This window comes from Gemella sp. zg-1178 (assembly GCF_018790995.1).
GTDB lineage: Bacteria > Bacillota > Bacilli > Staphylococcales > Gemellaceae > Gemelliphila.
Genome location: NZ_JAHKEI010000002.1, coordinates 1 through 22,476, shown reverse-complemented (window position 1 = coordinate 22,476; position 22,476 = coordinate 1). Strand labels below are relative to the sequence as shown.

The following is a 22,476-nucleotide window of genomic DNA, read 5'->3' as shown; positions in this document are numbered from 1 at the left end:
AAGAAAGAGGTGTTAAAATGCAAAAATTTTCAAGAAAATGGGAAAAAATTTGTGCTTGGATAGCTAATATTATCATGATTTTATTTTCAACCTTGCTTGCTTTCGTAGTTTTTAGTGGCGAACTTAGTGATTTAGTTAATAGTCAAGAATTCAAAGGAGCTTTTGAAGAAGGTTTAAGAAGTTCTAATAGAGCATCTACAAATTATGATTTAAATTTTTTATTGTCGAGCATAACTACATTTTTAAAAATTTATACAATAATCATTGTAGTAATAACAGTTCTTGCTATAATTTTTAGTTTCTTAATGAAGAAAAGAATATTGGCAGGAGTGCTATTTTTAATATTAGCTATACTGACATTTTTAGTAACAGTTGCTTGGCTATTCCCAGTATATATATTATACCTAGTTGTAGCTATAAGGTTATTTATTAGAAAACCAAATGATGATTTCAATAATTTCTCAAATAATAGTGAAGATAATAAAAATATTGAAGTTGATAAAATAGAATATATTTAAAAAAATCCCGTCTAGGCGGGATTTTTTATCCTAAAATACAAAATTACAAATAATTATTTCTTAAATTAAAAAAATTTTTTTCAGTAAAAAATTAAACTCGAGTTTTTTATTTTGAAAAACTAAGTAAAAAACCTTATTTTTATACTAAAAATTATAAGTATAGGAGTGGAGATTATTTTCTTGATATATTAATAATATATGCAGGTTTTAAAATGAAACTACTATTATTAATAGCAGCTATATTAAGTATAAGGATAAATATATTTCAAATTATTTTTCAGAAACTAAACGTAAATTTTAAAATAAAATCATTGCAAGAACTAACAAAAAATTTAGTTTTTACAATGATTTTTTATTTTGAATTAAATTTATTTTTTCAAATGCTAAATTAAAAATTTAGTCTGCAACAACTTTCAACTGACCCAAGATAGTAAATAATTTTTCTTGGGCTTCTTCCAAAGTGAAGCTAGTTTTTAGCAACCAGTAGCTAACAAAGGCAGTAATTCCTCCCGAAAAAATATGAATGTAGGAAGTATCAATTTGCATTGAAGTTCCATCAACTCCTTGCATATTAGCAGAAATCAACATTTCATTAAAAGCGGCAGAAAAGGCTGCTGGCTGACTAGTTAATAGTTGATAAATTACAAAACGATGTTCTTCAACCGCCCTTAGAATATTATCTAAAAATAATCTGTTTTCAGCTTCTGTAATACTAGCTAAGTCTTTGACAAGTGGTTCACAGGCCTGTTCGATTGAAAAAAGAATTTCTTTTAGCATACTGTCGTAAAGATGTTCTCTGGTTTCGTAATGTTGATAAAAGGCATTTCTTGACACTTGGGCTAGGCTGCATATTTCCTTAACAGAAATTTTAGTTATTTCTTTTGTTTGTAGTAATTCTAAAAATGCTTTTTGCAAGGCTAATTCAGTTTTTTTAAAACGTAAATCTTCTTTTTATTTTTCAAATTTTATTTTAGCAATTAATTTATTTAAAAATTTCAATAAAATAAAAAATATTTTTACCCATCAAATTTAAAAAATTTTGTAATAATTTTTAATTAAGATATTAAAAAATAATTTTATGTTTAGATAAATTACCCCAAAGATATTAAAAATTAAATTTCACTTTACTTATAAATAAATTACAAAATTTTAAATTAATAGTTAGAAATTTATTTCCCAATCTATCAAATAAATTCACAGCCATAAAACTTTACCCTAAAAGTTTCAATATTAACTTAGAACTTATTTTTGCAGGAAGAATTAAAGAAAATTTTTGAATTTACCCTCTTAATAAATTAGAAAAATTTAGAATTTTATTTTCCAAGCTAACATAAAAATCCCAAAGAATAAAATTTTTTAGCCTCTGGGATTTATTTTTTAAATAATTTTATTAATTTTTAAATTTGCCAACTAAACTACTAGGTAATTTGCTCGTAATACTTTTTGTTATAAAAAATAGGATTATTAAGAACAAGCCTTTAATTATATTAAAAGGAATAATACCGTAGGCTACGATAGTTTTAACATTAGTTACTATGTCTGATAAGTTTATTATGTAACCGTACAGGGGTAATAAAATAAAATAATTCATTAAAGACATTACTAATGTTATAGCTACAGTTCCTACTATTCCACCTATAATAGTTTGTACATTTCCTTTTTTATAAAAATATACTAAGCAAGTTAAGAATACAAACTCAACTATTATATTGGCTATACTTCCTGTTGGTTCGTGTGAAATTAAGGAGAAGTGCAGGAAATTTTTTAGTAATGATATTACTAAAGTTTGTTTGTAACCTAATATAGATAAACCTACAAATATAGGAATAAATGATAAATCTAAAGTTAAAAATGGTGGCAAAAAAGGCACAGCCATTTTCACTAAAGATAGAATAAGAGAAACTACTGCAAGAAGTGCAGTTAAAATAAGTGTATGTGTATTTTTTTTATACATATTAACCTCTTTCCTATCTTCTAAAGGCAAAAAAATAACGTATTCAAAATTGAATACGAGGCATAATGGTACAACAAATAAACTTTCTACAAAGTTACCTATGACCTATCTTCTACCATCCAGACTATACTGTCGGTTTTGGAATTGCACCAAATCAGCTTACGCTCGCAGACTTTACTGCCGATCGGGAATTTCACCCTGCCCCGAAGATAATATTAAATTTTATAGCTAAATTATAGCTAAAAAAATATTCTTTGTAAAGTAATAAGTTGTATAAATAAGCAATTAATATTTAAAAAATGGATGCTAAATTTACAATTATTCTATAGTAATTTGTAATTGTAGAAAAAACTTTTAAAAAATGGTATATTAAAGCTAACCTTATACATAAAGGAGGATAATAAATGAGTACTTATAAAATTCTGGTTGTAGATGATGAAAAACCCATTGCTAAAATATTAGAATTTAATTTAAAAAAAGAGGGTTATGAAGTTGTCATGGCTCATGACGGAGAGCGTGCAGTTGATTTAGCCTTTAGCGAAAATCCAGATTTAATTTTACTTGACTTGATGCTACCAAAAAAAGATGGTATGGAAGTGTGTAGAGAAGTTCGTAATAAAATGAATGTTCCTATCATTATGTTAACAGCAAAAAATAGTGAAATAGATAAGGTCTTAGGTCTTGAGTTTGGGGCTGATGATTATGTAACAAAACCATTTTCAACTAGAGAACTGATGGCAAGAGTAAAAGTTAATTTAAGAAGAACTGCCAAAGCTAACGAGGAAAAAGCTGAAGAAGAAACTGATGAATTAAGAATTAAAGATATAGTTATTTATCCAGAAGCATATATAATTAAAAAACACGGAGAAAATATTGATTTAACTCGCAGAGAATTTGAATTGTTTTATTACCTATTCCAACACAAAGGACAAGTTTTAACAAGAGAAAATTTATTGCAGACAGTTTGGGGTTATGACTATTTTGGAGATGTCAGAACCGTGGACGTTACAGTAAGACGTTTACGTGAAAAGATAGAAGATGATTCAGCAAATCCAATTTATATTGCTACTCGTAGGGGGGTAGGATATTTTATGGGAGTAGATGAATAATGGCATTGGAATTAAAACGTAAAAAAAGATTTTTTTCATCAATTCGTTTTAAATTCGTAATAGTCTATGTTTTAGTTAATATTATATCCTTACAACTTGTTGGAGTTTATTTTACAACGCAACTGAAATCAAAAAATATTACTACCTTTCAAAATACAATAGTAGAGCAAGAGAAAAAGTTAAATTATAACATTTTAGAAGAAATGGTAAAAATACCGACAAGTGCCGACAAGTTAGCCATAGAAACCAACATAAAAAAAATAGCTACCGAGTTCACAACTACAAAATTATCACTGCTAAATATAGTTGATAATGAAATGACCATAGTTGCATCGTCAACAACAGACGGAAGTAAAAATTATTCAGGCAAACGTTCTGTTGACCCTATCGTTAGGCAGGTAATCAAGACAGGAGAAAGTGCCAGCAAAGAACAGACTGATGACAGTGGCAAAGTCTACTGGGTTTATGTAACACCGGTAAAAAGTGATGACCAAATTTTAGGAGCTATCTACATAGTTACAGATATTGGTAGTGTCTATGATGAAATTGCCGATATGTCTAACCTCTTGCTTATAGCAACTGTATTTTCTATTTCGGTGGTAACTTTTATAGGATTTTTTGCTTCAAAAACTATAACAAACTCTATCGAAAAAATGAGTTCTCAGGTAGATAATATGGCAGAGGGAGAATACGGAAATATTATTGGCATAAATACAAATGATGAAATTGGAGATTTAGCCATAGCCTTCAACCAAATTTCAAAAAAAATTAAGGAAGAACAGGGCATTACAGAAGCCGAAAGAAGAAAGTTATCAACTATTATAAGTAGTATGATGGACGGAATTATTTCAACCGATAGTAGCGGAAAAATAATTTTGATAAATCAAAGTGCCAAAGAAATGCTAGCCTATGATGAAGATTATATATTCATAGGTAAGGATGTTTTAAAGATATTAAATATTACAGAATACCAAACAATTTCAGAAATATTAGAAGCAGAAGACAGTCTTTTAATATCTATAAATGAAAATGATGAAGAGTTACTTTATAGAATAGAATTTACTCAGGTTATAGCAGAAGACCCAAATGAATTTTATTCTTTATCAAAAGTAGACGGTTATATCATAGTCTTGTACGATGTAACCGAAAAAGAAAGACAAGAAAAAGAACGTAGAGAATTTGTATCAACCCTATCTCACGAACTTAGAACACCACTAACAACTATGAATAGTTACATAGAAGCCTTAGAAGAAGGAGTAATTCACGACAAGGAATTAGCCCCAGCCTTTATAGACACTATTCATAAAGAAACTGTCAGAATGATTCGTATGGTAAATGAACTAATGCAACTCGGCAAGATGGATATAAAAGAGGAACATTACGACAAGGAACTTATGGATATAAATAAATTGGTAGAAAAAATAGTTGAACGTTTTAAAATGACCCACACCGATAAAAATTTTATTTTACATACACCAGAAGAACCCGTATTTGTTGATGGTGATTATGACAAACTTACCCAAGTATTCGACAACATAATAAACAATGCTGTCAAATATTCACCAAACGGAAAAAATATTGTTGTGCGTGTTAGACAAAACTACAATCAAAATAGGGTCAGTATATCCATAAAAGACGAGGGAATAGGTATACCACTAAGCCATATCGACAAAATATTTACCCGCTTTTACAGGGTGGATAAAAGTCGCCAGCGTAGCATGGGGGGAACAGGTCTAGGTCTATCTCTAGCAAAATCTATTATAGATGCCCACAGGGGAAAAATTTGGGCACAAAGTAGAGAGGGTTACGGAACTATTGTTTTTGTTATGCTACCTTCTGAAAATATGGCAGAAGAATGGTTATAGAGGTGAAATATGTTGAGAATTAAAAAAGAACGCATAAAAACATTTATTCTTCTAATTTTAATAAGTAGTAGCTTATTTTTAACCTATATAATAGTTGGCTACAAAACAAACTATGAAATACTAGGTGGTATCATAGAAGCTAAACAAGAAAATCAAAACATAACAAAAATACAACAAAATTCTCTGAACCTACTAAGCCCCTACATAATAATAAAAAATAATGTAAATGCTAGGGAGGAACAAGCACTACCAAATACCATTACAAAAGTTTCTAATGTAGAAGCCATTAAAAATAAAAATAATATTTCTCAGATAATAAAAGAATTGTCAGACTTAGATGTAGAAGTTTCAAGAATTAGTAATAATTCTATTAATGACATAATAACTCAAAGTAAAAACTACTTTATCATGAAATATAAAAACGATATTGACACTCTGTCATCGCAGGTACTTTATTCAGATGTAGATAAGCAGGCAATCAATTTAGATATTGATACAATTTTGCTATCAGATTCTAAAGACAACATCCTTTATTTTTACAAAAATGGAACAGAAAACTATATGCAGGTAGTTTTTAAGGAAAATATTTATAAAAGAATAGATGATTTATTTGTTAAAAATTCAAAAACATATAACAAGTATGTAATAGCTGGGTCTAGAGATTTTTATGTAAAAAAAGTTGCTGACTATACCATAGATGAATATAATACCTACAAGGTTGATATCAAAGATGTTTTTAATGATATTTTTAGTGCTAAAGGAAATGTCAAAATTAGCACATTAGCTTCCGAAACAAAAGAAATTACAGACGGTTATTCTATTCTTAGACAAAATGCAGACAGCATGATTTACATAAATCCATCTAACATGATAAATAATGCCAGAATTTTAAAAAGTAGTGAGATACAGTCAGAAGCAACAAGTTTTTTAATTTCTAGTTACTTGCCAAATTCCTACTATTCAACTCTTGGAATTGACGGAGATACAATAAGCTATCAAGAAGTATATAAAGAAGGTTTTGCATTTTCTGATGATTTAACAAGTGATATTAAAGTAAAAGTTACTAAGGAAGGAGTAGCTCAATTAACTATTCCTAGAGTTCATAAAGAAGCCCTAGTTTCTTCTAGCAAGTTGCCACTATATCACTTAGAAAATATAGCTGTAGTATTAAATTATATATATGCGAAGTTAGATATAGAAAAATTTATGGATATGGAATTAGCTTATAAAAAAACATATAAGAAGGATAGAATTATATACAGTCCAGCTTGGTATATAAATTATGACGGTAAATATTATAAATTTTCAGACTTAAAAGAAAAAAGGGTTAAAGGTGAATTATAATGGATTGGGGAAAAATAAAAACATTATTTATATATTTATTTCTAGTCTTTAATTTAATCTTAATTTCGATCTACGGATACTTAGTATATAAGAACAGGGTTGTAAATTATCATGAAATAGAGGCTATTGGTGCCTCTATGAAAAATGATAATATTACTGTCAAAGAGGTAGATAACACCAAAGAAAATTTAGGTTATCTATCAGCAGTTATTAAAAGAGTTGCTGAACCAGATTTAAGTTCTAAAGTTGGTTCTTACTCTTATTCATTTGAAAGTAAAGACGGACTAGAAAAGTTAAATATTAAATTAGAAAAACCTTTGACAAATATTAATTCTCCAAATTATAAGGAATTACTTAGCAGTTTTGTTAATGCAGACCTAACAAAAAATAAAACCTATGTTTTTGATGCTTATTTACCTAAAGAGCGTGTGGTGAATTTCCGTCAAACCTATGAAGGTGTGGTTATAAATTCTAATAAAAATGCCCTGATTCAGTTTGAAGTTGAAGATGACGGGAATATTTATAGACTTAGCCAAACAGCCTTTACAGATTTTAAAAAAGAAAATACGACAAATATAGCTTCTTATTCGCAGGTAATAAATAAGTTATACCACGAAAATCTTATCCCAAGGGATAGTGAAGTTAAGGCTACGATAGGTTATTATACCTATATTTCAAATGTAAAAAATCAAGTTTTAATACCGTCGTGGAAAGTAACCATAAGCGTAAAAAATAAAAATATCGAAAAAATTTATTATGTTGATGCTATTAATATCAAAATATTAGATAAGAATGAATAAAATATTTTAATGTAAAGAATATAATAAAGATTTATATAAATAAAAAAAGACAGCCGTAAAGTTGTCTTTTTTATTATTTAAACTTTTTAAATTTTTTATCAACGAGCTTTACAAAGATAATAAAAACTCTCAGAAATAATTTCTGAGAGTTTTTTAGTGTTCGCTGTTACATTTTAAACTTAGCAACTCTTGTATTTGATTTAAAGAATATTCTAGATGGTCTCGTTTTACATATAAAGAGCCGTATTCTCTTGTATCAATAATGCCAGCCTCTTTTAGTATATTTGTTTGATAAGTTATTGCGGGGGGTGATACCTGGAAAAATTTACTGAGTTTTTTATTAGTATTTAAACCAAAACTAATCATTCTTAAAATATCTAATCTTGTATCATCAGATAGAGCCTTTAAAACTTTTTTACTAATTACTTCAGCTTTTTTCATTTTTTTAGCATAAAAAATTGAATCAAGACCTATGCAATAGATGGGTTTATTGTGGGTGTTGTTAAAAGTTGTATCACCTTCATTAGGTTTAGTAATAATGTTGATACGGTTAGCTCCAAACATCAGGGGAACTACCTCTATTTCATTACCACATCTTTCTGCTTCTTCTAAGGAAATTCTTTTTATATCCTTATATTCTCTTTGCAGGGCTGATAATTTTTCACTTCCTAAAAAGTTGATACTAGCCTTATAAATTTCTGCCTTATCCATAGCTAAAACTTTTTCTAATTTTTTACTGAACAAGTCTTCAGCTTTTGTGAAATAATTTAAGTAAATTGGATATATAGTTTCAAAAACTTTAAGGGTGTTAGCTATAAATTGGCTAGGATTTTCATATATTTGCAGTAGATAGTATTTTACTTGACCACTTTCTTGCAGATTTTTTATAGCTTCTATAGTTTCAGCGTCATTACAAGATGTCGTACCTATTAACATTTTTAATGTAAATTTTATTTCTTCATCAGTCAATGTTTTTATGGCAGTTAAAAATTCATATACATTTTCTATATTTTGTTTTTTGTATAGACTTCTATAAGTCATTTGCAACATGGGATAAAAAGGAGAGCAGAATACATTATTAAAATCTAAAATGAGGGAACTAATTTCATTATATATAGCCTTGTATAGTGTGTAAAATTCAATAGTATCTATTTTATTTTGTTTTTCTTCTAAGCTAAACATATATTCTGGATTTAAACATTCAAGCCCGATTATGAAATCTAGCAACTGTCTTTTTTCTTTTGATGAAAATTTCATGATTTTATTCCTTATTTAATATTATTATAAGTATAATTTTACATTAAAAATTTATTTAATTCAATTTTTTAATTTTAATATAAGTAGGAAAAATAAATATTTTAATTTTTGAATTTATGTCAGTTTATATAATATTATGTTAGTTAAAAAATATTTTTATGGTATAATATGTAAATATAAATTTTAGAGGAAAATAAATAAGAGGAGATGTTTTTTTGAAAATATCTATATTGGCAAGTGGTAGTACGGGCAATAGTATTTATATAGAAAAAAATAATTTTCGCTGTCTTATAGACGCAGGTACGACCGGAAAAAGAATAACAGAAAACTTAAAAAAAATAGGTAGAGATATTAAGGATATAAATCATCTGTTCGTAACTCATGAGCATGTAGACCATATTAAGAGTGTTGGAGTTTTAGCAAGAAAATATAATATACCGATTTATGCCAACAAATTAACTTGGGAAAATATGAATATCGGTCAGATAGATACAGACTTAAAATTTCATTTTGAAAAAGATGAAACAAAAGATTTTGATGGAATTAGTATAAGTAGTTTTGGAGTAAGCCACGACGCAGCAAATCCACAATTTTACACCTTTGAAAGTGGCGGTAAAAAAGTTAGCATTCTCACAGATACTGGTTACATATCTGATAAGATGATAGAGCAAATTAAAAATTCTAATAGCCTAGTATATGAGAGTAACCACGAAGAAAATATTTTACTAAGTTGTTCATATCCCTGGAAAACAAAACAGAGAATATTATCTGACAGGGGACATTTGTCAAATACAGACGCGGCAAATTACCTAACAAAAATAATAGGAGATAAGACAAAAAATATCTATCTTGCCCACCTAAGTTTAGAAAATAATACTAAAGAATTGGCCTATATGACGGCAAGAGGAGTTCTATCTAACTATGGTTTTGACTGTGAAAATGATATAAATATTAAAGATACAGACCCGGAAGAACCGACCGACTTAATTTATATCTAATTTACTAAAATAAAATTTTAAGAAATTCATTAGAAGTCTAGAAATAATAATTAAACATATATTTAAAGGAAACAGGAAATTTAAAACATATTCAATTAAATAATCAGAAAATTACATAATTTTCAGTAAAATATAAACAATTTACTATTGCAATTTGCTATAAAATCTTATAATATATATACTATGTTAAAAAATAATAACTACAAATCAGACTATTGATTTGTGAAACTCAGGGGAGGGGTAAATAGGTGAAAAAATTATTAGAAATTAAAAATTTAGAAACAGCATTTAGAATAAAAGATGATTATTTTAATGCAGTAGATGATGTAAGTTTAGACTTATATAGTAATGAAGTGCTGGCAATAGTTGGAGAGAGTGGCTGTGGTAAATCTACTTTGGCTACAACAGTTATGGGGCTACACAATGAAAACCTAACCCGCTCTACTGGAGAAATTATTTATAATAATAAAAATTTATTAGACCTATCTGAAGAAGAATTAAATAAGATAAGAACTAAAGAAATAGGAATGATTTTTCAAGACCCCCTATCATCTTTAAATCCACTACAAAGAATTGGGAAACAGATAGAAGAAGCTCTTGTATATCATACAGAAATGAAAAAAGATGAACGAGAAAAACGTGTTATCCAATTATTAACACAAGTTGGAATACCAAATCCAGAACGTTGTTCAAGACAGTATCCTCATGAACTTTCAGGAGGTATGCGTCAACGTGTTATGATAGCTATGGCCTTATCATGCAAACCGCAAATTATTATTGCCGATGAACCTACAACGGCGCTTGATGTTACAATTCAAGCACAAATTTTAGACTTGTTAAAAGAATTACAAAGTGAAATTCATGCAGGAGTTATTTTAATTACACACGACCTTGGAGTAGTTGCCGAGATGGCTGACAGGGTTGCTGTACTTTATGCAGGACAAGTTGTGGAGTTAGGAAATGCAGAACAAATTTTTAAAAATTCTAAACATCCATACACAAGAAGTTTATTAAGAAGTATTCCCCAACTTGACGGAGAAGAAAATGATGCCCTTTATGCCATTGAAGGGATGGTACCATCAATTAAAAATCTTGATAGACAAGGTTGTCGTTTTGCAGCCCGTGTACCATGGTTAAAAGCTGAAGACCATGAAGAACATCCAAAATTACATGAAGTAGAAGAGGGACATTTTGTTCGCTGTACTTGCCACGAAAAATTTACATTTCCAGGGGAGGATAAATAATGATAAAAATTGAAAATTTAAAAGTACACTATCCAATCCGTGGTGGATTTTTCAATACAATTCAAAGTTATGTTCACGCAGTAGACGGAGTAGATATAGAAATAGGTGCTGGTAAAACATACGGACTAATCGGAGAATCTGGTTCTGGAAAAACTACTGTTGGGAAAGTCGTACTTGGTTTAGAAGAAGCAACGAATGGAACTATAACTTATAAAGATGAAGATGTAACTAAAAAAGCCAACAGAAAAAAATTAAACTACAATAAAGATGTGCAAATGATTTTTCAAGATGCCATGTCTAGTTTAAATCCTAGAAAAAGAATTATTGATATTATTTCTGAACCTATTAATAACTTTGATAACCTATCTGAAGAAGATACGAAAAAACGTGTTTTAGAATTATTATCAATAGTCGGTATGGGTGAAGATGTTTTGTATAAATATCCATTTGAATTTTCAGGAGGACAAAGACAACGTATTGGTGTCGCTCGTGCCATAGCTTGTAATCCACGTCTTATAGTTGCTGATGAACCAGTTTCTGCCCTTGACCTTTCTGTGCAGGCACAAGTTCTAAACTTTATGAAAAAAATTCAAAGAGATTTTAATATTTCCTACCTATTTATTTCTCATGATTTAGGTGTTGTTAAACATATGTGTGATTATATTTATATCATGTATCGCGGAAGAATAGTTGAAAGAGGAAATCGTGATGATATTTACAATAATCCTCAACACATTTATACTAAACGTTTAATTGCTGCTATTCCAAGTACAAACTTAGACAAGGCAAAAGAAATTATTAAAATTCGTGAAGAAGTAGAAAAAGAGTATCAAAAACATCAAAATGATTATTTTGATAAAGACGGCAAAGTCTATGCTCTGAAAAAATTAACAGATACACACTATGTAGCTATGAAAGGAGGGGAAAAATAATATGTGGAAAGTAATATTAAAACGTGTTATCGTCATGATTCCTCAATTATTTATTCTTAGTTTATTAGTGTTTGGTATGGCAAAATTAATGCCTGGCGACCCATTTTCAGGTCTTGCAGAAAATCCAAAAATTTCACAAGAACAAATCGAGCATATTCGTATGGCAAAAGGATTTTATGACCCATGGTATGAGCAGTACTGGCACTGGTTAAAAGATTTCTTCAAGGGTGATTTTGGTCTAAGTTATGTTACTGGTAAATCGGTAAATACCCTAGTTGGAGAAAGAATTTTTAATACCCTAAATCTTTCAATCCTAACAGCCATATTAACTTATGCAATAGCTATACCCCTAGGTATGTATGCAGGTAGATATAACAATTCAAAAGGAGATAAAGCTATCAACTTATATAATTTTGTAGCCTTATCAGTTCCTAACTTTGTTCTTTATCTAGTTATGATTTTATTATTTGGTTTCCAATTAGGTTGGTTTCCAACAAGCGGTTCTGTTGATTTAGGTCTTCAACCAGGAACATTATCATATTTCATAAATAAATTACACCACTTAATCTTGCCAGCAACAACTATGGCATTACTAGGTACGGTTGGGACTATTCAATACTTGCGTAATGAAGTTATCGAAGCAAAACAAAGTGATTATGTTAAGACTGCCCGTTCAAAAGGTGTACCTATTAAGAGAGTATATTCAGGTCATATCTTTAGAAACTCTTTATTACCGATAGCAGCCTTCTTTGGATTTACTATTACAGGATTATTTGCTGGTGGTATTTTCGTAGAAACAATTTTTGGTTATCCAGGTATGGGAGAGTTATTCTTCAAGTCGGTAACAGATAGAGATTATAGTGTTGTTACAACATTAATGTTATTTTCAGGATTTTTAACACTGGTTGGTAGTGCTTTGTCAGATATTATTATGGCAATAGTAGACCCACGTATTAAGTTGGATTAGGAGGATTATTAAAATGACAGAAATTAAAAAAAATGAAGCTGTAACTAAATATCCTTCGGCATTTTCAGTTGTAGCACGTGAATTTAAAAAAGATAAGATTGCATTAGTATCATTAATTACTTTGAGTGCAATAATATTATTTGTTATCGGATTTAATATCTATATTCGTTTGACAGATTTATATGCCAGCTATCATGAAGTAAATATTTTAGATAGATTTTTATTACCGGGTGAAGATGGTTTCTTACTAGGTACAGATGCTGGAGGACATTCAGTATTCGGCTGGTTAATGATGGGGATAGGAAATTCTCTTTTAATATCGGTTCTAGTAACTACTTTAACTGTTGGTTTTGGAACACTAGTAGGACTTACAATTTCTTACTATGGAGGAGCGGTAGATAATATTGCAATGCGTATTATTGACTTTTTAGTTATTCTTCCCTACCTAATGATTATCATAGTTTTCGTTAGTGTTTATAGGGGATATGGCGTGATAAGTTTTATCCTTATGCTTGCTATATTATCTTGGATGGGATCTGCCCGTCTAGTACGATCTAAGACTCTATCTGAATCGAGACGTGATTACGTTCTTGCTTCTAAAACTATGGGGACAAGTGATTTTAAAATTATGTTTAAAGGGATATTACCTAATATCGCTTCTATCATAATAGTAGAAGCAACCCTATTGATAGTATCTAATATGGGGACAGAAGTAGCCCTAACATTTTTAGGTTTCGGTTTACCAGCGGGAACACCATCAATAGGAACTTTATTATCTTACGCTCGTGATGCTGATATTCTAGTTCATAGAATGTATATATGGTTGCCAGCAGCCCTATCAATTTTAGTTTTAGCCTTATGCATAAACTATATTGGTCAAGCCCTACGTCGTGCCTTAGATGCAAGACAAAGATTATAAAAAAGAAGATTAGTTTTACTAATCTTCTTTTTTAGTGAGTAAATGTTTTTTAGATAAATTTTTAATGATATCTATATTTACTCAATTTCTTCTCTAATTGTTTTTTCTTTTTTATGCTCTTTAAATATACTTCTAAACATTACTATAGCTGTGGTAATAGAAGAAATAGCAATTATTATTCCTAAAAATTCACTTTCAATAAAGTATTTATTTATAAAATAAATTAAAATATTAGTATATACAAGTATCTGATATTTGTCTGTAAACATTTTATCTCCTCCGCCTGCTTATATAAAATTTATTTTTTATCCCTTAATTATCTTATTATAACATATATTTTTTATAATTATAAGTCTATTTTTAATTTTATTTTATGCTAGTATGATAAAAAAGATTAGTATTTATAAAATTAGTAGACTTAGAAATAAAAAATTAAATTTTTATATTATTTGTCAAAAAATATTAGTTAAAGTATTTAATTAATATGCAGAATATATTTATAAGGATTGATAATATGAACTTGAAAAAATTATTTAAAATATCCCATATAGTTGATAATTTAAAAAATAAGAAAAAAATAAAAAATTATATAAGGATAACTTTATAAAATTTAATATACTTGTAAATACATTGCTAATAATTCTCATAAGAAATGATATTAGGAATAATCTTCAGGCTAAAACAATATTTACGATTATATTCTTGTTATTAGTATCTTTATTTTTCAATAATTACATTTATGATTATTGAATTAATGATATAATAAAAATTTTAAGTTTGATAATGTTAATTTCATTATTCTTTTATTACAATGATTACCATAAGTGATATATGGCTAAGATAATTTTGATTATAGCAATTAATGTATTACAAGATTTATTGTGATATAGTAAATTTTTGCTTTTAGGAGACGTGGCTATGATTAAAAATTTAATGTTTTTTATTTTTATTAAAAAAATATATTTATAAGAGAATTATCAGATATATATATTATCCTGTTCTTTTTCTGATAATATTAATAATAAAATTCAAAAAATTTGGATTAGTATACGAAAAAGACGACTAAATAGTCGTCTTTTTAAATTTTCAAATTCAAATTTTAGTATTGAACAGAAAAAATAATTTTATTATTTTTTATAATTATACTATTTTGCAAACGCAACACTCCTTATTCTGCCATGTATTTTTTAAATATAATACTTGTTTTTTGCCTTTGTATATGTTATAATAAGAATGCAAATAGAAGTGATCACACTATTTAAAATATTAAAATTTTATTAATGAGGAGGACGATTAAAATGAATAAAAAAGTCAAAATTGCTAGTGCTATTTTAGCCTCCAGCTTGCTTATAACACCAATCTCTGCTTTAGTTAGTAATTATGATAATGTGGCTAGGGCTGAAAATAGTAAACAAAAAAAGAAAGAGGTAGTGAGTAGAAAATTTTTATCTTCAGAAGAACATAAAAAAATAGTAGCTAAATTATATGAAGATAAACTTATCGATGACAATAAAAAGAAAGAAATAGAAAGTATATTACAGGATAGAAGCTTCGGGGGCTGGGTATGGGTTGAAAACTTTAGTGATGGGGCTAAAGATGTGCATATTCCAGGATGGTTGATTGCTTCTGGTTCTGTTGGAGGTGTAATAGCAGTAAATGAGGCTTTAGCAACTGTAGCAGCTTCTTCATCTTTAGTGGCTAAAATAATGGGAACTTCCTCTTATCGTGGTTTAACATGGCTTGCTAATTTAGCTGTAGGTTCTTTTACGTGGGACGCTATGAAAAATGGAATAGTTTTATACTACACTAATCCACAAGAAAAATTAATTTGTGCTTTTGGAAATTGCTACTATGATACTGTTTATACATTTAGTCATATGAGAATAGATTACTAATATGTTAAATGATACAATAAAATCTATCTTAAATTACAAGCAATTTTTTGATATATATGGCATAATATTAGTTACTATAAATTTAAATTTATTTTTTAGAATTGGAAGTAGCTGGCGTATAGGAAATTTCTATAATTTACACACTTTAAAAATAACTATTATATCCTCTATTCCGATAATTAGCTTAATATGTATAATAAGTTCAGATATGAATAAAGTAGCTCTGTTAAAAACAATAACTACATCTACTTTAACTTTAATGTTTTTTACTGTAATAGCAATAAAAATATTAAAAATTCATTATTTAAATTATAAAAATAAAGCTAATAAAAAAGACGACAAATAGTCGTCTTTTTAAATTTTCAAATTCAAATTTTAGTATTGAACAGAAAAAATAATAAAATTATTTTTTATAATTATACTATTTTGAAAAGGCAACCCTTCTTATTATAATACATATTCCTTTGATATAATACTTGTTTTTTGCCTTTGTATATGTTATAATAAAAATACAAATAGAAGTGATCACACTATTTAAAATATTAAAATTTTATTAATAAGGAGGTTCATTAAAATGAATAAAAAATTAGCTTCAGGTCTTAATGGAATAGGTAAATTAGGTTCCCTTATATATAACGTTGCAAAACATCAAAAAAATTTAGGATATGGAAATGTAGAAGCCCTTAAAAGAGCTACTAGAATAGTATTAAAAAACTTCCCTGACAGAGATTTAGAAGCAAGATATCAATTATTTTCAATTGATGGAGTAATAAGAAGTTGCACTTAAATAAATATATTATTTATATATTCTACTTATTTCCATTATCTATAACTATACAATTTTTAAATGCAATATTTTTAAAAAGTAATGTGATATATATAATATCTAATATTTTGTGTGCATTGTCAATTGTGGTATATTTATTTGCAATTTATTATAAGAAAAAATATAATAAAAAAGACGACAAGTAGTCGTCTTTTTTAATGAAAAATATTTTTAACTCCCTAAATATATAAACTAAAAAATTTTTTAATTAATACAGTTTAATTTGAAAAGTGTACTATATAATTTTGCTTTAATTTAATAGTCATGAAAACTTTATAATCTAATGTTAATTTTCCTGTATTATTTAAGTTTTTATCTTAATTAAACAGATGCTTGTTTTTCATGAATATAGCGGTGTTTTTCAGTCTTTTTTTCCTTGTTTTATAATGTTTTATATGCTATGATTAAGGTGTAAGATATATCTTAGTAAAAAATAATTTTAAAATATATTTAGTTGCAAATAAATATATTAAATAAAAAATAAAAGAGAGAAATATCATGAAAAATCAAATTAAATTTACAAGTGCTGTTCTTTCAGCTAGTTTAATTATAGCTCCCATTATGCTTGGGAAAAAATTAGAGTAGCAGGAGGAGCTTTAGCATCTTTAGGGGCAGAGATACTAGGAATAAAAGGAGTGTCTGATAATTGTTTCGAATAAGTGATACAATAGCATTATTCATCGTAATATTCATTGTAATATTTTTATTAATAGAAAGTATTATATACAAAAAAAAATATTTAAATTCCAGTAGAATTTTAACAAATTATTTATTGAATAATAAAAAAGAATTAAAATATATAGCACATACTATTTATAATTGTAAAAATGAAATAGAAAAAATAAAAAAAATTAGAAAAATTTATAATTTAGATATATTGAATGCTAAAAAAATAATAAATAAAATTTATGAAATAAAAGACGACAAATAGTCGTCTTTTATTCGTTCATTCAAAATTATTTTTATTTCATAATAATTTATCCTCATATAAAAACATCCCTAATAAAGTAGAGGAGATTTAATCAAAAAAACTTTCTTGCTTAAATTTTTTAGTTTTCATTTCTTCTATTTCTAGCAAGTCTTTTTCTTGTCCGAAAATAAAGTCATCATTTTTCTTATAATTATCACTTTTAACTTTTTTACTTAACTTGTCAAAATTTCCCTTTTTAAAATCTAGGATAGCTTCTTTGGCTAGCTTGTCAACTTCTTCATTTAGACTAACGCCACTGTGGGCCTTAACCTTAATAAAATCAATTTCAACCTCTTGCATAATTTTTTTGGCAAAACTTGCATAATATTTTGTATAGTCAAGGTTGGCTTGCCAGTCGCCTTTAGCCCAAGCAGCTATGCCCATGTAGTCAAAGTAGATTGCTATTTTTTTAATCTTATTTTCTAGTGCATAGTTCATAACGAATTTTGCAGCTTCTAATTCTCCTGCTACATTGCGTAATTCTGCAATTTCTCTGTTCTTGTTTGCTAGTTTTTTTACTATTTTATTTCCCTTATCAACAATAACAATTCCAGAGCCGTAAGTAAATGTTTCTACATCAAAACTACCGTCGATAAAGGCGTAAGTTTCATATTCATTTGTAGTATTTGGATTTTCTTTTATTTCATCTTTTAAAAAGTTTTGGGCATCTTGTAAACTAGCAAATGCTTTATATATTGCCCCCTTGTAGCCCTTAACCTGTATTTGACACTCTTCCCAAGTTTGAAAAATTCCTGTTTTTTGTCCTTTTTTTACTGCGTAAAATTTTGCCATATTCCTCCTAGATTAGTTCAACAATATTTTTAAAAATATCCCTATCCTTACTATATAAGTTGTAAATTCTGCTAACTCTTATGTCGTGTTCGAAAAATTCAGCATTATTTTTTTTCAATTTTTGATGAATATAAATTTTATTTTTATTATTTATTTCACGGATTAGATAAGTTTTATCTTTTTTTACAACCAAGGCTCTGACGTGCCTAATAGCTGCCTGCATTTCTTTTTTTGTAGATTTAGTTAGGATATTAATTAATATTCTACTAACTCTTTTTTTACTATATCTCTTAGAAGAAATTAAATTTACCAATTCTTCATAATTATTAGCAAGTAAATTGGCCTCGTATATCCTATTTTCCAAGCCCTCTGTAATATCATAAATATTTTTTAGACCTTCTTTACCAAGACTAATTATTTCATACTTAATTAAGGAATAAAAATCTTTCTCACTTAATTTTTTTGAAGTTGCCAGTTCTTCAAGCATATAGTTTGATAAGTAGGAATTTATAAAATCATTATCTATATTTTTTCTAATGCTTGTCGCACTTAAAAATTCTTTTTCTACTAACTTTTCTTCATTTAAAGCTTGTCCCCTGCGTTTGACTGCTATAAGTTTAATGTGGGGAGCAATTCTTTGCAAAGTTTTATAGTAGCTATAAGCCAGAATAAAGTTGGGGCTATCCTTAGGAATGTTGAAGAGTTGAGCCATAATTTTTGGATAACTATAACCAAGTTTTGTTAAGTCCTTGATTTTTTTTAGGGTGCTTTCTTCCTGTTCTGCCTTATAAATATTTTCAAAAAGAGCAATATCAATTTCACTACCAAAAATTAGATGACTTATTCCACAGGCGACTAGTATCTCAATACTTTTTTTTGCGAAGTCATCACTATAGGCAACACTCGCCCTGTAAGGCAAGGCTAAAACCAAATCACAAGCAGCCAAAACAGCAACTCTTGCCCTCTTATAGCCGTTAATAATAGCAACTTCTCCACGCTGGGTAAAAAATTCACTCATAACACAGATAATTTCTCCCGAACCATTATTTAATTTTAAAAAATTTTTTGCTTGGTCAATCAAAAATTCATGCCCACTATGTAAGGGATTAAATTCTGCTATTATTCCTATTCGCAAGACATTTCTCCTAGAACTAATTAATATTTTAATTATAGCCTAAAAAAAAATATACTACAAATAAAATTTATTTTAAAATATTAATTTTTAAGCTAGTTATTTTTTAAAAAATAAAAAGTTCGCCTTTAATAAATTTATAAAAAGCCTATTTTAATAGCTTTTAGAAGTTTAAAAAATTTCGATACTAAATATTATTTACAAAAAGAAATAAATTACGAACTTCAAAATAAATTTTAAGTTCATTTAAAGTTTGTATTATATATTTATCAAATAACTACTATTAGTAGTTATATTCTTCATAAACTTTCCTTTTCTATAAAAAGCGACCTAGGTCGCTTTTTATTGTATTTAAATTAAAATTATTTATAAAAAATAATAAATTTATTTCTTAATTTTTTTATCCGAATTATTAAAATTTTAATTTAAGTTTAAAAGTAATTTTGATATTTATAAGTACTTAATATACTTTTAAAAATTATATTTTCTAAAAAAAATTTAAAATAAATTAAAAAAAGTTGTTGACAAATAAAAAATGATATGCTAATATATCTACAAAGTTAAATATTTACCTATATTCAAATAAGTAACTTATTAGAAAGTTTAACAGAGAGTGTATGTAGCTGAAATTACACAACTAAGAAAATTTGTGAAAATGGTTTGAATGGTATAAAAAAGTGAGTAGTAATGAACTTTTTTCGTTTTTTGTGTTACGTTACAAACACGCATTATAGATATTAATTCTAGACATAATATCCGTAGTGGCTGAGTTTCGTTATAGACGAAAAAGTAAGGTGGTACCGTGAAATTTATTTCGCCCTTATTCTCTTAGGAGAGTAAGGGCGTTTTTTATATTTAACTTAAAATAGAGTATTACTTGTGAAAGGAAATTTAAAACATGAAAAAAATATTATCATTTTTAACAGCATTTATCCTAGCATTTGTATTAATAGGATGTTCTTCATCTAGTTCAACTTCAACAGAGGGCAAAAAAGGAATTGATGTAGAAAAATTAGACCCAAAAAATCCAGTTACAGTTAAAATAGGAGCGACAAACGTACCTCACGCAGAATTATTAGAACACGTTGCACCACGATTATTAAAAGAAGGTATTAAACTTGATATTGTAACTTATCAAGACTACTACCTACCAAACAAAAATTTACAAGATAAAGAAATAGACTTAAACTACTTCCAACATGTACCATTCTTGAATAAAGAAATTCAAGAAAAAGGCTATAAATTAGAAAATGCTGGGGCTATCCACATCGAACCTATTGGTTTATATTCTAAAAAAGTAAAATCATTATCTGAACTAAAAGATGGAGCTTTAGTATTAGTTTCTAACAACAAATCTGAATGGGGAAGAGTTTTAAAAATCTTGAAAGATAATGGTTTAGTAAAAATTAAAGATGGTGTAGATGTAATTACAGCAACTTTTGAAGATGTAGTAGAAAATCCTAAACACTTAGTATTCAAATACGACAATGACCCTGCAATCATGGTTCAATACTACAAAAATGGCGAAGGTGATTTAGTATCTATTAACACTAACTTTGCAGTAGATGCAGGAATTAATCCAAAAGCTGACTCAGTAGTAATAGAAAGTGGAGAAAACAACCCTTACGCTAATATTGTTGTTACTAGAGCAGGAGATAAAGACAAAATTGTTACTAAAAAAATTGTAGAAGCCCTAAAATCTGCTGATACAGTTAAATTCATAGAAGATAAATACAAAGGTGCAGTGTTACCTGTAAAATAATTAAAAATTATTGCTTTAATTCATTAAAAAATAAAAAAGAAACTATAAAAACTTATAGTTTCTTTTTTTATATTTTCAGATTTTATTAAATAAGGGAAATATTATTTTTATATACTACTAAGAAAATATTTTACCCATATTATTTTTTATTTCGTAATTATCCATAAAGCATTCAACATTACCGTTAAAGTTAAGTTTGAATTGTAAAACTCCATAATATGAAGAAGTTTCTGATAAATCTTTATTAGTTCCGAAGAAATTAAAATATGAGAATAATAACAAAGTATTTATAGTTTTATATTTAGTTAAATAATCTCCTGCTTGGATAGAAAATAATTTTTATTTTAACTTTTATTTGACCTGTTAAATATTTTCATAATATAATTAACTTTAATATATCTAAGATATGCATATTATGATAAATAAAAAATAAATATGTTTTGGGAAAATTGTATTTAATTAATTATATGTCAAATATTATTTATATCATATTTTTTTGTAGATATTTTGTTAGCATTAGATAAGATATAATTTTATAAAAGGGGTTGTTTATTATGACGATTATATATTTAATTATCATAGGTTTATTACTAATTTTCTTATTTATTCTAAAATATGTTATGAAAATAAATGATAATATAGAGAAAATAATAAAGAAACTAGAGAAAGACGACAAATAGTCGTCTTTTTTAAATTTTCAAATTAAAATTTTACTACTAAAAAAATAATGTTATTATTTTTTATAATTATACTATTTTGCAAACGCAACACTCCTTATTCTGCCATGTATTTTTTTAAAATATAATACTTGTTTTTTGCCTTTGTATATATTATAATAAAAATACAAATAGAAGTGATCACACTATTTAAAATATTAAAATTTTATCAATAAGGGGATGATTAAAATTAATAAAAAAGTCAAAATTGCTAGTGCTATTTTAGCCTCCAGCCTGCTTATCACGCCAATATCTGCTTTAGTTAGTAATTATGATAATGTGGCTAAGGCTGAGGGAAAAGAAAATAATCAAATTAATATACAAAAACATATTGAATATATTGATAGTAAAATTTATTTAGAAAATAATAATTTAAAAATCAATAAAGATGCTATTTTAATTTATATAAAAGAAAATTGGAATGAAATAAATATAAATAATCAATTCAAGACTCCTGAAGATTATTATCAAAATAT

The 22,476-nt window shown here is 27.2% G+C and carries 23 protein-coding genes and 1 riboswitch; of the genes, 16 read left to right on the top strand and 7 right to left on the bottom strand.

Going from position 1 to position 22,476, the window contains the following annotated elements; all coding sequences use genetic code 11:
- Positions 1 to 17 precede the first annotated feature (17 nt).
- Complete coding sequence (locus KMP12_RS00795) at positions 18 to 518, top strand: DUF4064 domain-containing protein (protein WP_215755842.1); 501 nt, start codon at positions 18 to 20, stop codon at positions 516 to 518.
- 396 nt (positions 519 to 914) lie between these two features.
- Here KMP12_RS00795 and KMP12_RS00790 read toward each other — a convergent pair whose 3' ends face one another.
- A complete protein-coding gene (locus KMP12_RS00790; protein ID WP_215755841.1) occupies positions 915 to 1,433 on the bottom strand; it encodes a TetR/AcrR family transcriptional regulator in 519 nt (172 codons plus the stop codon).
- A 475-nt stretch (positions 1,434 to 1,908) separates the two neighbouring features.
- Entirely contained in the window at positions 1,909 to 2,472 is a 564-nt protein-coding gene (locus KMP12_RS00785; RefSeq protein ID WP_215755840.1) for an ECF transporter S component, read from the bottom strand.
- Positions 2,473 to 2,575: 103 nt separating this feature from the next.
- Positions 2,576 to 2,687, bottom strand: a riboswitch (FMN riboswitch).
- A 189-nt stretch (positions 2,688 to 2,876) separates the two neighbouring features.
- On the opposite strand from KMP12_RS00785, the gene yycF reads away from it, so the two are divergent.
- Genes yycF through yycI form a run of 4 tightly spaced genes read left to right on the top strand, consistent with a single transcriptional unit; the run spans position 2,877 to position 7,590 of the window.
- Positions 2,877 to 3,581: a response regulator YycF gene (yycF, locus tag KMP12_RS00780; RefSeq protein WP_215755839.1), complete on the top strand. Its 705-nt coding sequence runs from the start codon at positions 2,877 to 2,879 to the stop codon at positions 3,579 to 3,581.
- Positions 3,581 to 5,446, top strand: coding sequence for an ATP-binding protein (locus KMP12_RS00775; RefSeq protein WP_215755838.1), 1,866 nt, complete (start codon positions 3,581 to 3,583; stop codon positions 5,444 to 5,446). Before yycF ends, KMP12_RS00775 begins: the two co-directional genes overlap by 1 nt.
- A 9-nt stretch (positions 5,447 to 5,455) precedes the next feature.
- Positions 5,456 to 6,790, top strand: coding sequence for a hypothetical protein (locus tag KMP12_RS00770; RefSeq protein ID WP_215755837.1), 1,335 nt, complete (start codon positions 5,456 to 5,458; stop codon positions 6,788 to 6,790).
- Positions 6,790 to 7,590, top strand: coding sequence for a two-component system regulatory protein YycI (gene yycI, locus KMP12_RS00765; protein ID WP_215755836.1), 801 nt, complete (start codon positions 6,790 to 6,792; stop codon positions 7,588 to 7,590). The genes KMP12_RS00770 and yycI overlap by 1 nt, the downstream gene beginning before the upstream one ends.
- Positions 7,591 to 7,743: 153 nt before the next feature.
- On the opposite strand, the gene KMP12_RS00760 is transcribed toward yycI, so the two are convergent.
- Positions 7,744 to 8,847, bottom strand: a complete 1,104-nt coding sequence (locus tag KMP12_RS00760; protein ID WP_215755835.1) for an ArsR/SmtB family transcription factor — start codon at positions 8,845 to 8,847, stop codon at positions 7,744 to 7,746.
- Between the two features lie 215 nt (positions 8,848 to 9,062).
- Here KMP12_RS00760 and KMP12_RS00755 point away from each other — a divergent pair, with 215 nt between their 5' ends.
- The 5 genes from KMP12_RS00755 (at position 9,063) to KMP12_RS00735 (ending at position 13,907) form a co-directional block, all read left to right on the top strand.
- The gene (locus KMP12_RS00755) at positions 9,063 to 9,845 is read left to right on the top strand and encodes an MBL fold metallo-hydrolase (RefSeq protein ID WP_215755834.1); all 783 of its coding nucleotides are present in this window, start codon (positions 9,063 to 9,065) and stop codon (positions 9,843 to 9,845) included.
- 248 nt (positions 9,846 to 10,093) lie between these two features.
- Positions 10,094 to 11,089 carry an ABC transporter ATP-binding protein gene (locus KMP12_RS00750; protein WP_215755833.1) on the top strand — a complete coding sequence of 332 codons (996 nt, stop codon included), beginning with the start codon at positions 10,094 to 10,096 and terminating at the stop codon, positions 11,087 to 11,089.
- Positions 11,089 to 12,021, top strand: a complete 933-nt coding sequence (locus KMP12_RS00745; protein WP_215755832.1) for an ATP-binding cassette domain-containing protein — start codon at positions 11,089 to 11,091, stop codon at positions 12,019 to 12,021. Before KMP12_RS00750 ends, KMP12_RS00745 begins: the two co-directional genes overlap by 1 nt.
- A 1-nt stretch (position 12,022) precedes the next feature.
- A complete protein-coding gene (gene opp4B / locus KMP12_RS00740) occupies positions 12,023 to 12,988 on the top strand; it encodes an oligopeptide ABC transporter permease (protein ID WP_215755831.1) in 966 nt (321 codons plus the stop codon).
- Positions 12,989 to 13,001: 13 nt separating this feature from the next.
- On the top strand, positions 13,002 to 13,907 hold the full coding sequence (locus tag KMP12_RS00735; RefSeq protein WP_215755830.1) for an ABC transporter permease: 906 nt from the start codon (positions 13,002 to 13,004) through the stop codon (positions 13,905 to 13,907).
- 77 nt (positions 13,908 to 13,984) lie between these two features.
- On the opposite strand, the gene KMP12_RS00730 is transcribed toward KMP12_RS00735, so the two are convergent.
- Positions 13,985 to 14,176 (bottom strand): hypothetical protein, encoded by a 192-nt coding sequence (locus KMP12_RS00730; RefSeq protein WP_215755829.1) that lies wholly within the window; start codon positions 14,174 to 14,176, stop codon positions 13,985 to 13,987.
- A gap of 1,029 nt (positions 14,177 to 15,205) precedes the next feature.
- Between KMP12_RS00730 and KMP12_RS00725 the strand changes: the two genes are divergently transcribed.
- The 4 genes from KMP12_RS00725 to KMP12_RS00710 all read left to right on the top strand — a co-directional run bounded on the left by KMP12_RS00725 (position 15,206) and on the right by KMP12_RS00710 (position 17,559).
- Positions 15,206 to 15,802 carry a hypothetical protein gene (locus KMP12_RS00725; protein WP_215755828.1) on the top strand — a complete coding sequence of 199 codons (597 nt, stop codon included), beginning with the start codon at positions 15,206 to 15,208 and terminating at the stop codon, positions 15,800 to 15,802.
- A 1-nt stretch (position 15,803) separates the two neighbouring features.
- Positions 15,804 to 16,148: a hypothetical protein gene (locus KMP12_RS00720; RefSeq protein WP_215755827.1), complete on the top strand. Its 345-nt coding sequence runs from the start codon at positions 15,804 to 15,806 to the stop codon at positions 16,146 to 16,148.
- A 228-nt stretch (positions 16,149 to 16,376) separates the two neighbouring features.
- Positions 16,377 to 16,589, top strand: coding sequence for a hypothetical protein (locus KMP12_RS00715; RefSeq protein ID WP_215755826.1), 213 nt, complete (start codon positions 16,377 to 16,379; stop codon positions 16,587 to 16,589).
- A 685-nt stretch (positions 16,590 to 17,274) separates the two neighbouring features.
- Complete coding sequence (locus KMP12_RS00710; RefSeq protein ID WP_215755825.1) at positions 17,275 to 17,559, top strand: hypothetical protein; 285 nt, start codon at positions 17,275 to 17,277, stop codon at positions 17,557 to 17,559.
- An 87-nt stretch (positions 17,560 to 17,646) separates the two neighbouring features.
- Here the strand turns inward: KMP12_RS00710 and KMP12_RS00705 are convergent, their stop codons facing one another.
- Both KMP12_RS00705 and KMP12_RS00700 read right to left on the bottom strand, forming a co-directional pair.
- The gene (locus KMP12_RS00705; protein WP_215755824.1) at positions 17,647 to 18,390 is read right to left on the bottom strand and encodes a ribonuclease H1 domain-containing protein; all 744 of its coding nucleotides are present in this window, start codon (positions 18,388 to 18,390) and stop codon (positions 17,647 to 17,649) included.
- 7 nt (positions 18,391 to 18,397) lie between these two features.
- The gene (locus KMP12_RS00700) at positions 18,398 to 19,525 is read right to left on the bottom strand and encodes a nucleotidyltransferase family protein (RefSeq protein WP_215755823.1); all 1,128 of its coding nucleotides are present in this window, start codon (positions 19,523 to 19,525) and stop codon (positions 18,398 to 18,400) included.
- Positions 19,526 to 20,420: 895 nt separating this feature from the next.
- On the opposite strand from KMP12_RS00700, the gene KMP12_RS00695 reads away from it, so the two are divergent.
- Positions 20,421 to 21,284: a MetQ/NlpA family ABC transporter substrate-binding protein gene (locus KMP12_RS00695; RefSeq protein ID WP_215755822.1), complete on the top strand. Its 864-nt coding sequence runs from the start codon at positions 20,421 to 20,423 to the stop codon at positions 21,282 to 21,284.
- A 117-nt stretch (positions 21,285 to 21,401) separates the two neighbouring features.
- Here KMP12_RS00695 and KMP12_RS00690 read toward each other — a convergent pair whose 3' ends face one another.
- Positions 21,402 to 21,566, bottom strand: coding sequence for a peptidoglycan bridge formation glycyltransferase FemA/FemB family protein (locus KMP12_RS00690; RefSeq protein WP_215755821.1), 165 nt, complete (start codon positions 21,564 to 21,566; stop codon positions 21,402 to 21,404).
- Between the two features lie 614 nt (positions 21,567 to 22,180).
- On the opposite strand from KMP12_RS00690, the gene KMP12_RS00685 reads away from it, so the two are divergent.
- Positions 22,181 to 22,476, top strand: a 296-nt coding sequence (locus tag KMP12_RS00685) for a hypothetical protein (RefSeq protein ID WP_215755820.1), incomplete at its 3' end; no start/stop codon positions are given.

Coding starts and splice junctions, on each gene's coding strand:
- KMP12_RS00795 (WP_215755842.1), top strand. CDS start 18: ATGCAAAAATTTTCAAGAAAATGGGAAAAAATTTGTGCTTGGATAGCT.
- KMP12_RS00785 (WP_215755840.1), bottom strand. CDS start 2,472: ATGTATAAAAAAAATACACATACACTTATTTTAACTGCACTTCTTGCA.
- yycF (WP_215755839.1), top strand. CDS start 2,877: ATGAGTACTTATAAAATTCTGGTTGTAGATGATGAAAAACCCATTGCT.
- KMP12_RS00775 (WP_215755838.1), top strand. CDS start 3,581: ATGGCATTGGAATTAAAACGTAAAAAAAGATTTTTTTCATCAATTCGT.
- KMP12_RS00770 (WP_215755837.1), top strand. CDS start 5,456: ATGTTGAGAATTAAAAAAGAACGCATAAAAACATTTATTCTTCTAATT.
- yycI (WP_215755836.1), top strand. CDS start 6,790: ATGGATTGGGGAAAAATAAAAACATTATTTATATATTTATTTCTAGTC.
- KMP12_RS00760 (WP_215755835.1), bottom strand. CDS start 8,847: ATGAAATTTTCATCAAAAGAAAAAAGACAGTTGCTAGATTTCATAATC.
- KMP12_RS00745 (WP_215755832.1), top strand. CDS start 11,089: ATGATAAAAATTGAAAATTTAAAAGTACACTATCCAATCCGTGGTGGA.
- opp4B (WP_215755831.1), top strand. CDS start 12,023: ATGTGGAAAGTAATATTAAAACGTGTTATCGTCATGATTCCTCAATTA.
- KMP12_RS00735 (WP_215755830.1), top strand. CDS start 13,002: ATGACAGAAATTAAAAAAAATGAAGCTGTAACTAAATATCCTTCGGCA.
- KMP12_RS00730 (WP_215755829.1), bottom strand. CDS start 14,176: ATGTTTACAGACAAATATCAGATACTTGTATATACTAATATTTTAATT.
- KMP12_RS00725 (WP_215755828.1), top strand. CDS start 15,206: ATGAATAAAAAAGTCAAAATTGCTAGTGCTATTTTAGCCTCCAGCTTG.
- KMP12_RS00720 (WP_215755827.1), top strand. CDS start 15,804: ATGTTAAATGATACAATAAAATCTATCTTAAATTACAAGCAATTTTTT.
- KMP12_RS00715 (WP_215755826.1), top strand. CDS start 16,377: ATGAATAAAAAATTAGCTTCAGGTCTTAATGGAATAGGTAAATTAGGT.
- KMP12_RS00705 (WP_215755824.1), bottom strand. CDS start 18,390: ATGGCAAAATTTTACGCAGTAAAAAAAGGACAAAAAACAGGAATTTTT.
- KMP12_RS00695 (WP_215755822.1), top strand. CDS start 20,421: ATGAAAAAAATATTATCATTTTTAACAGCATTTATCCTAGCATTTGTA.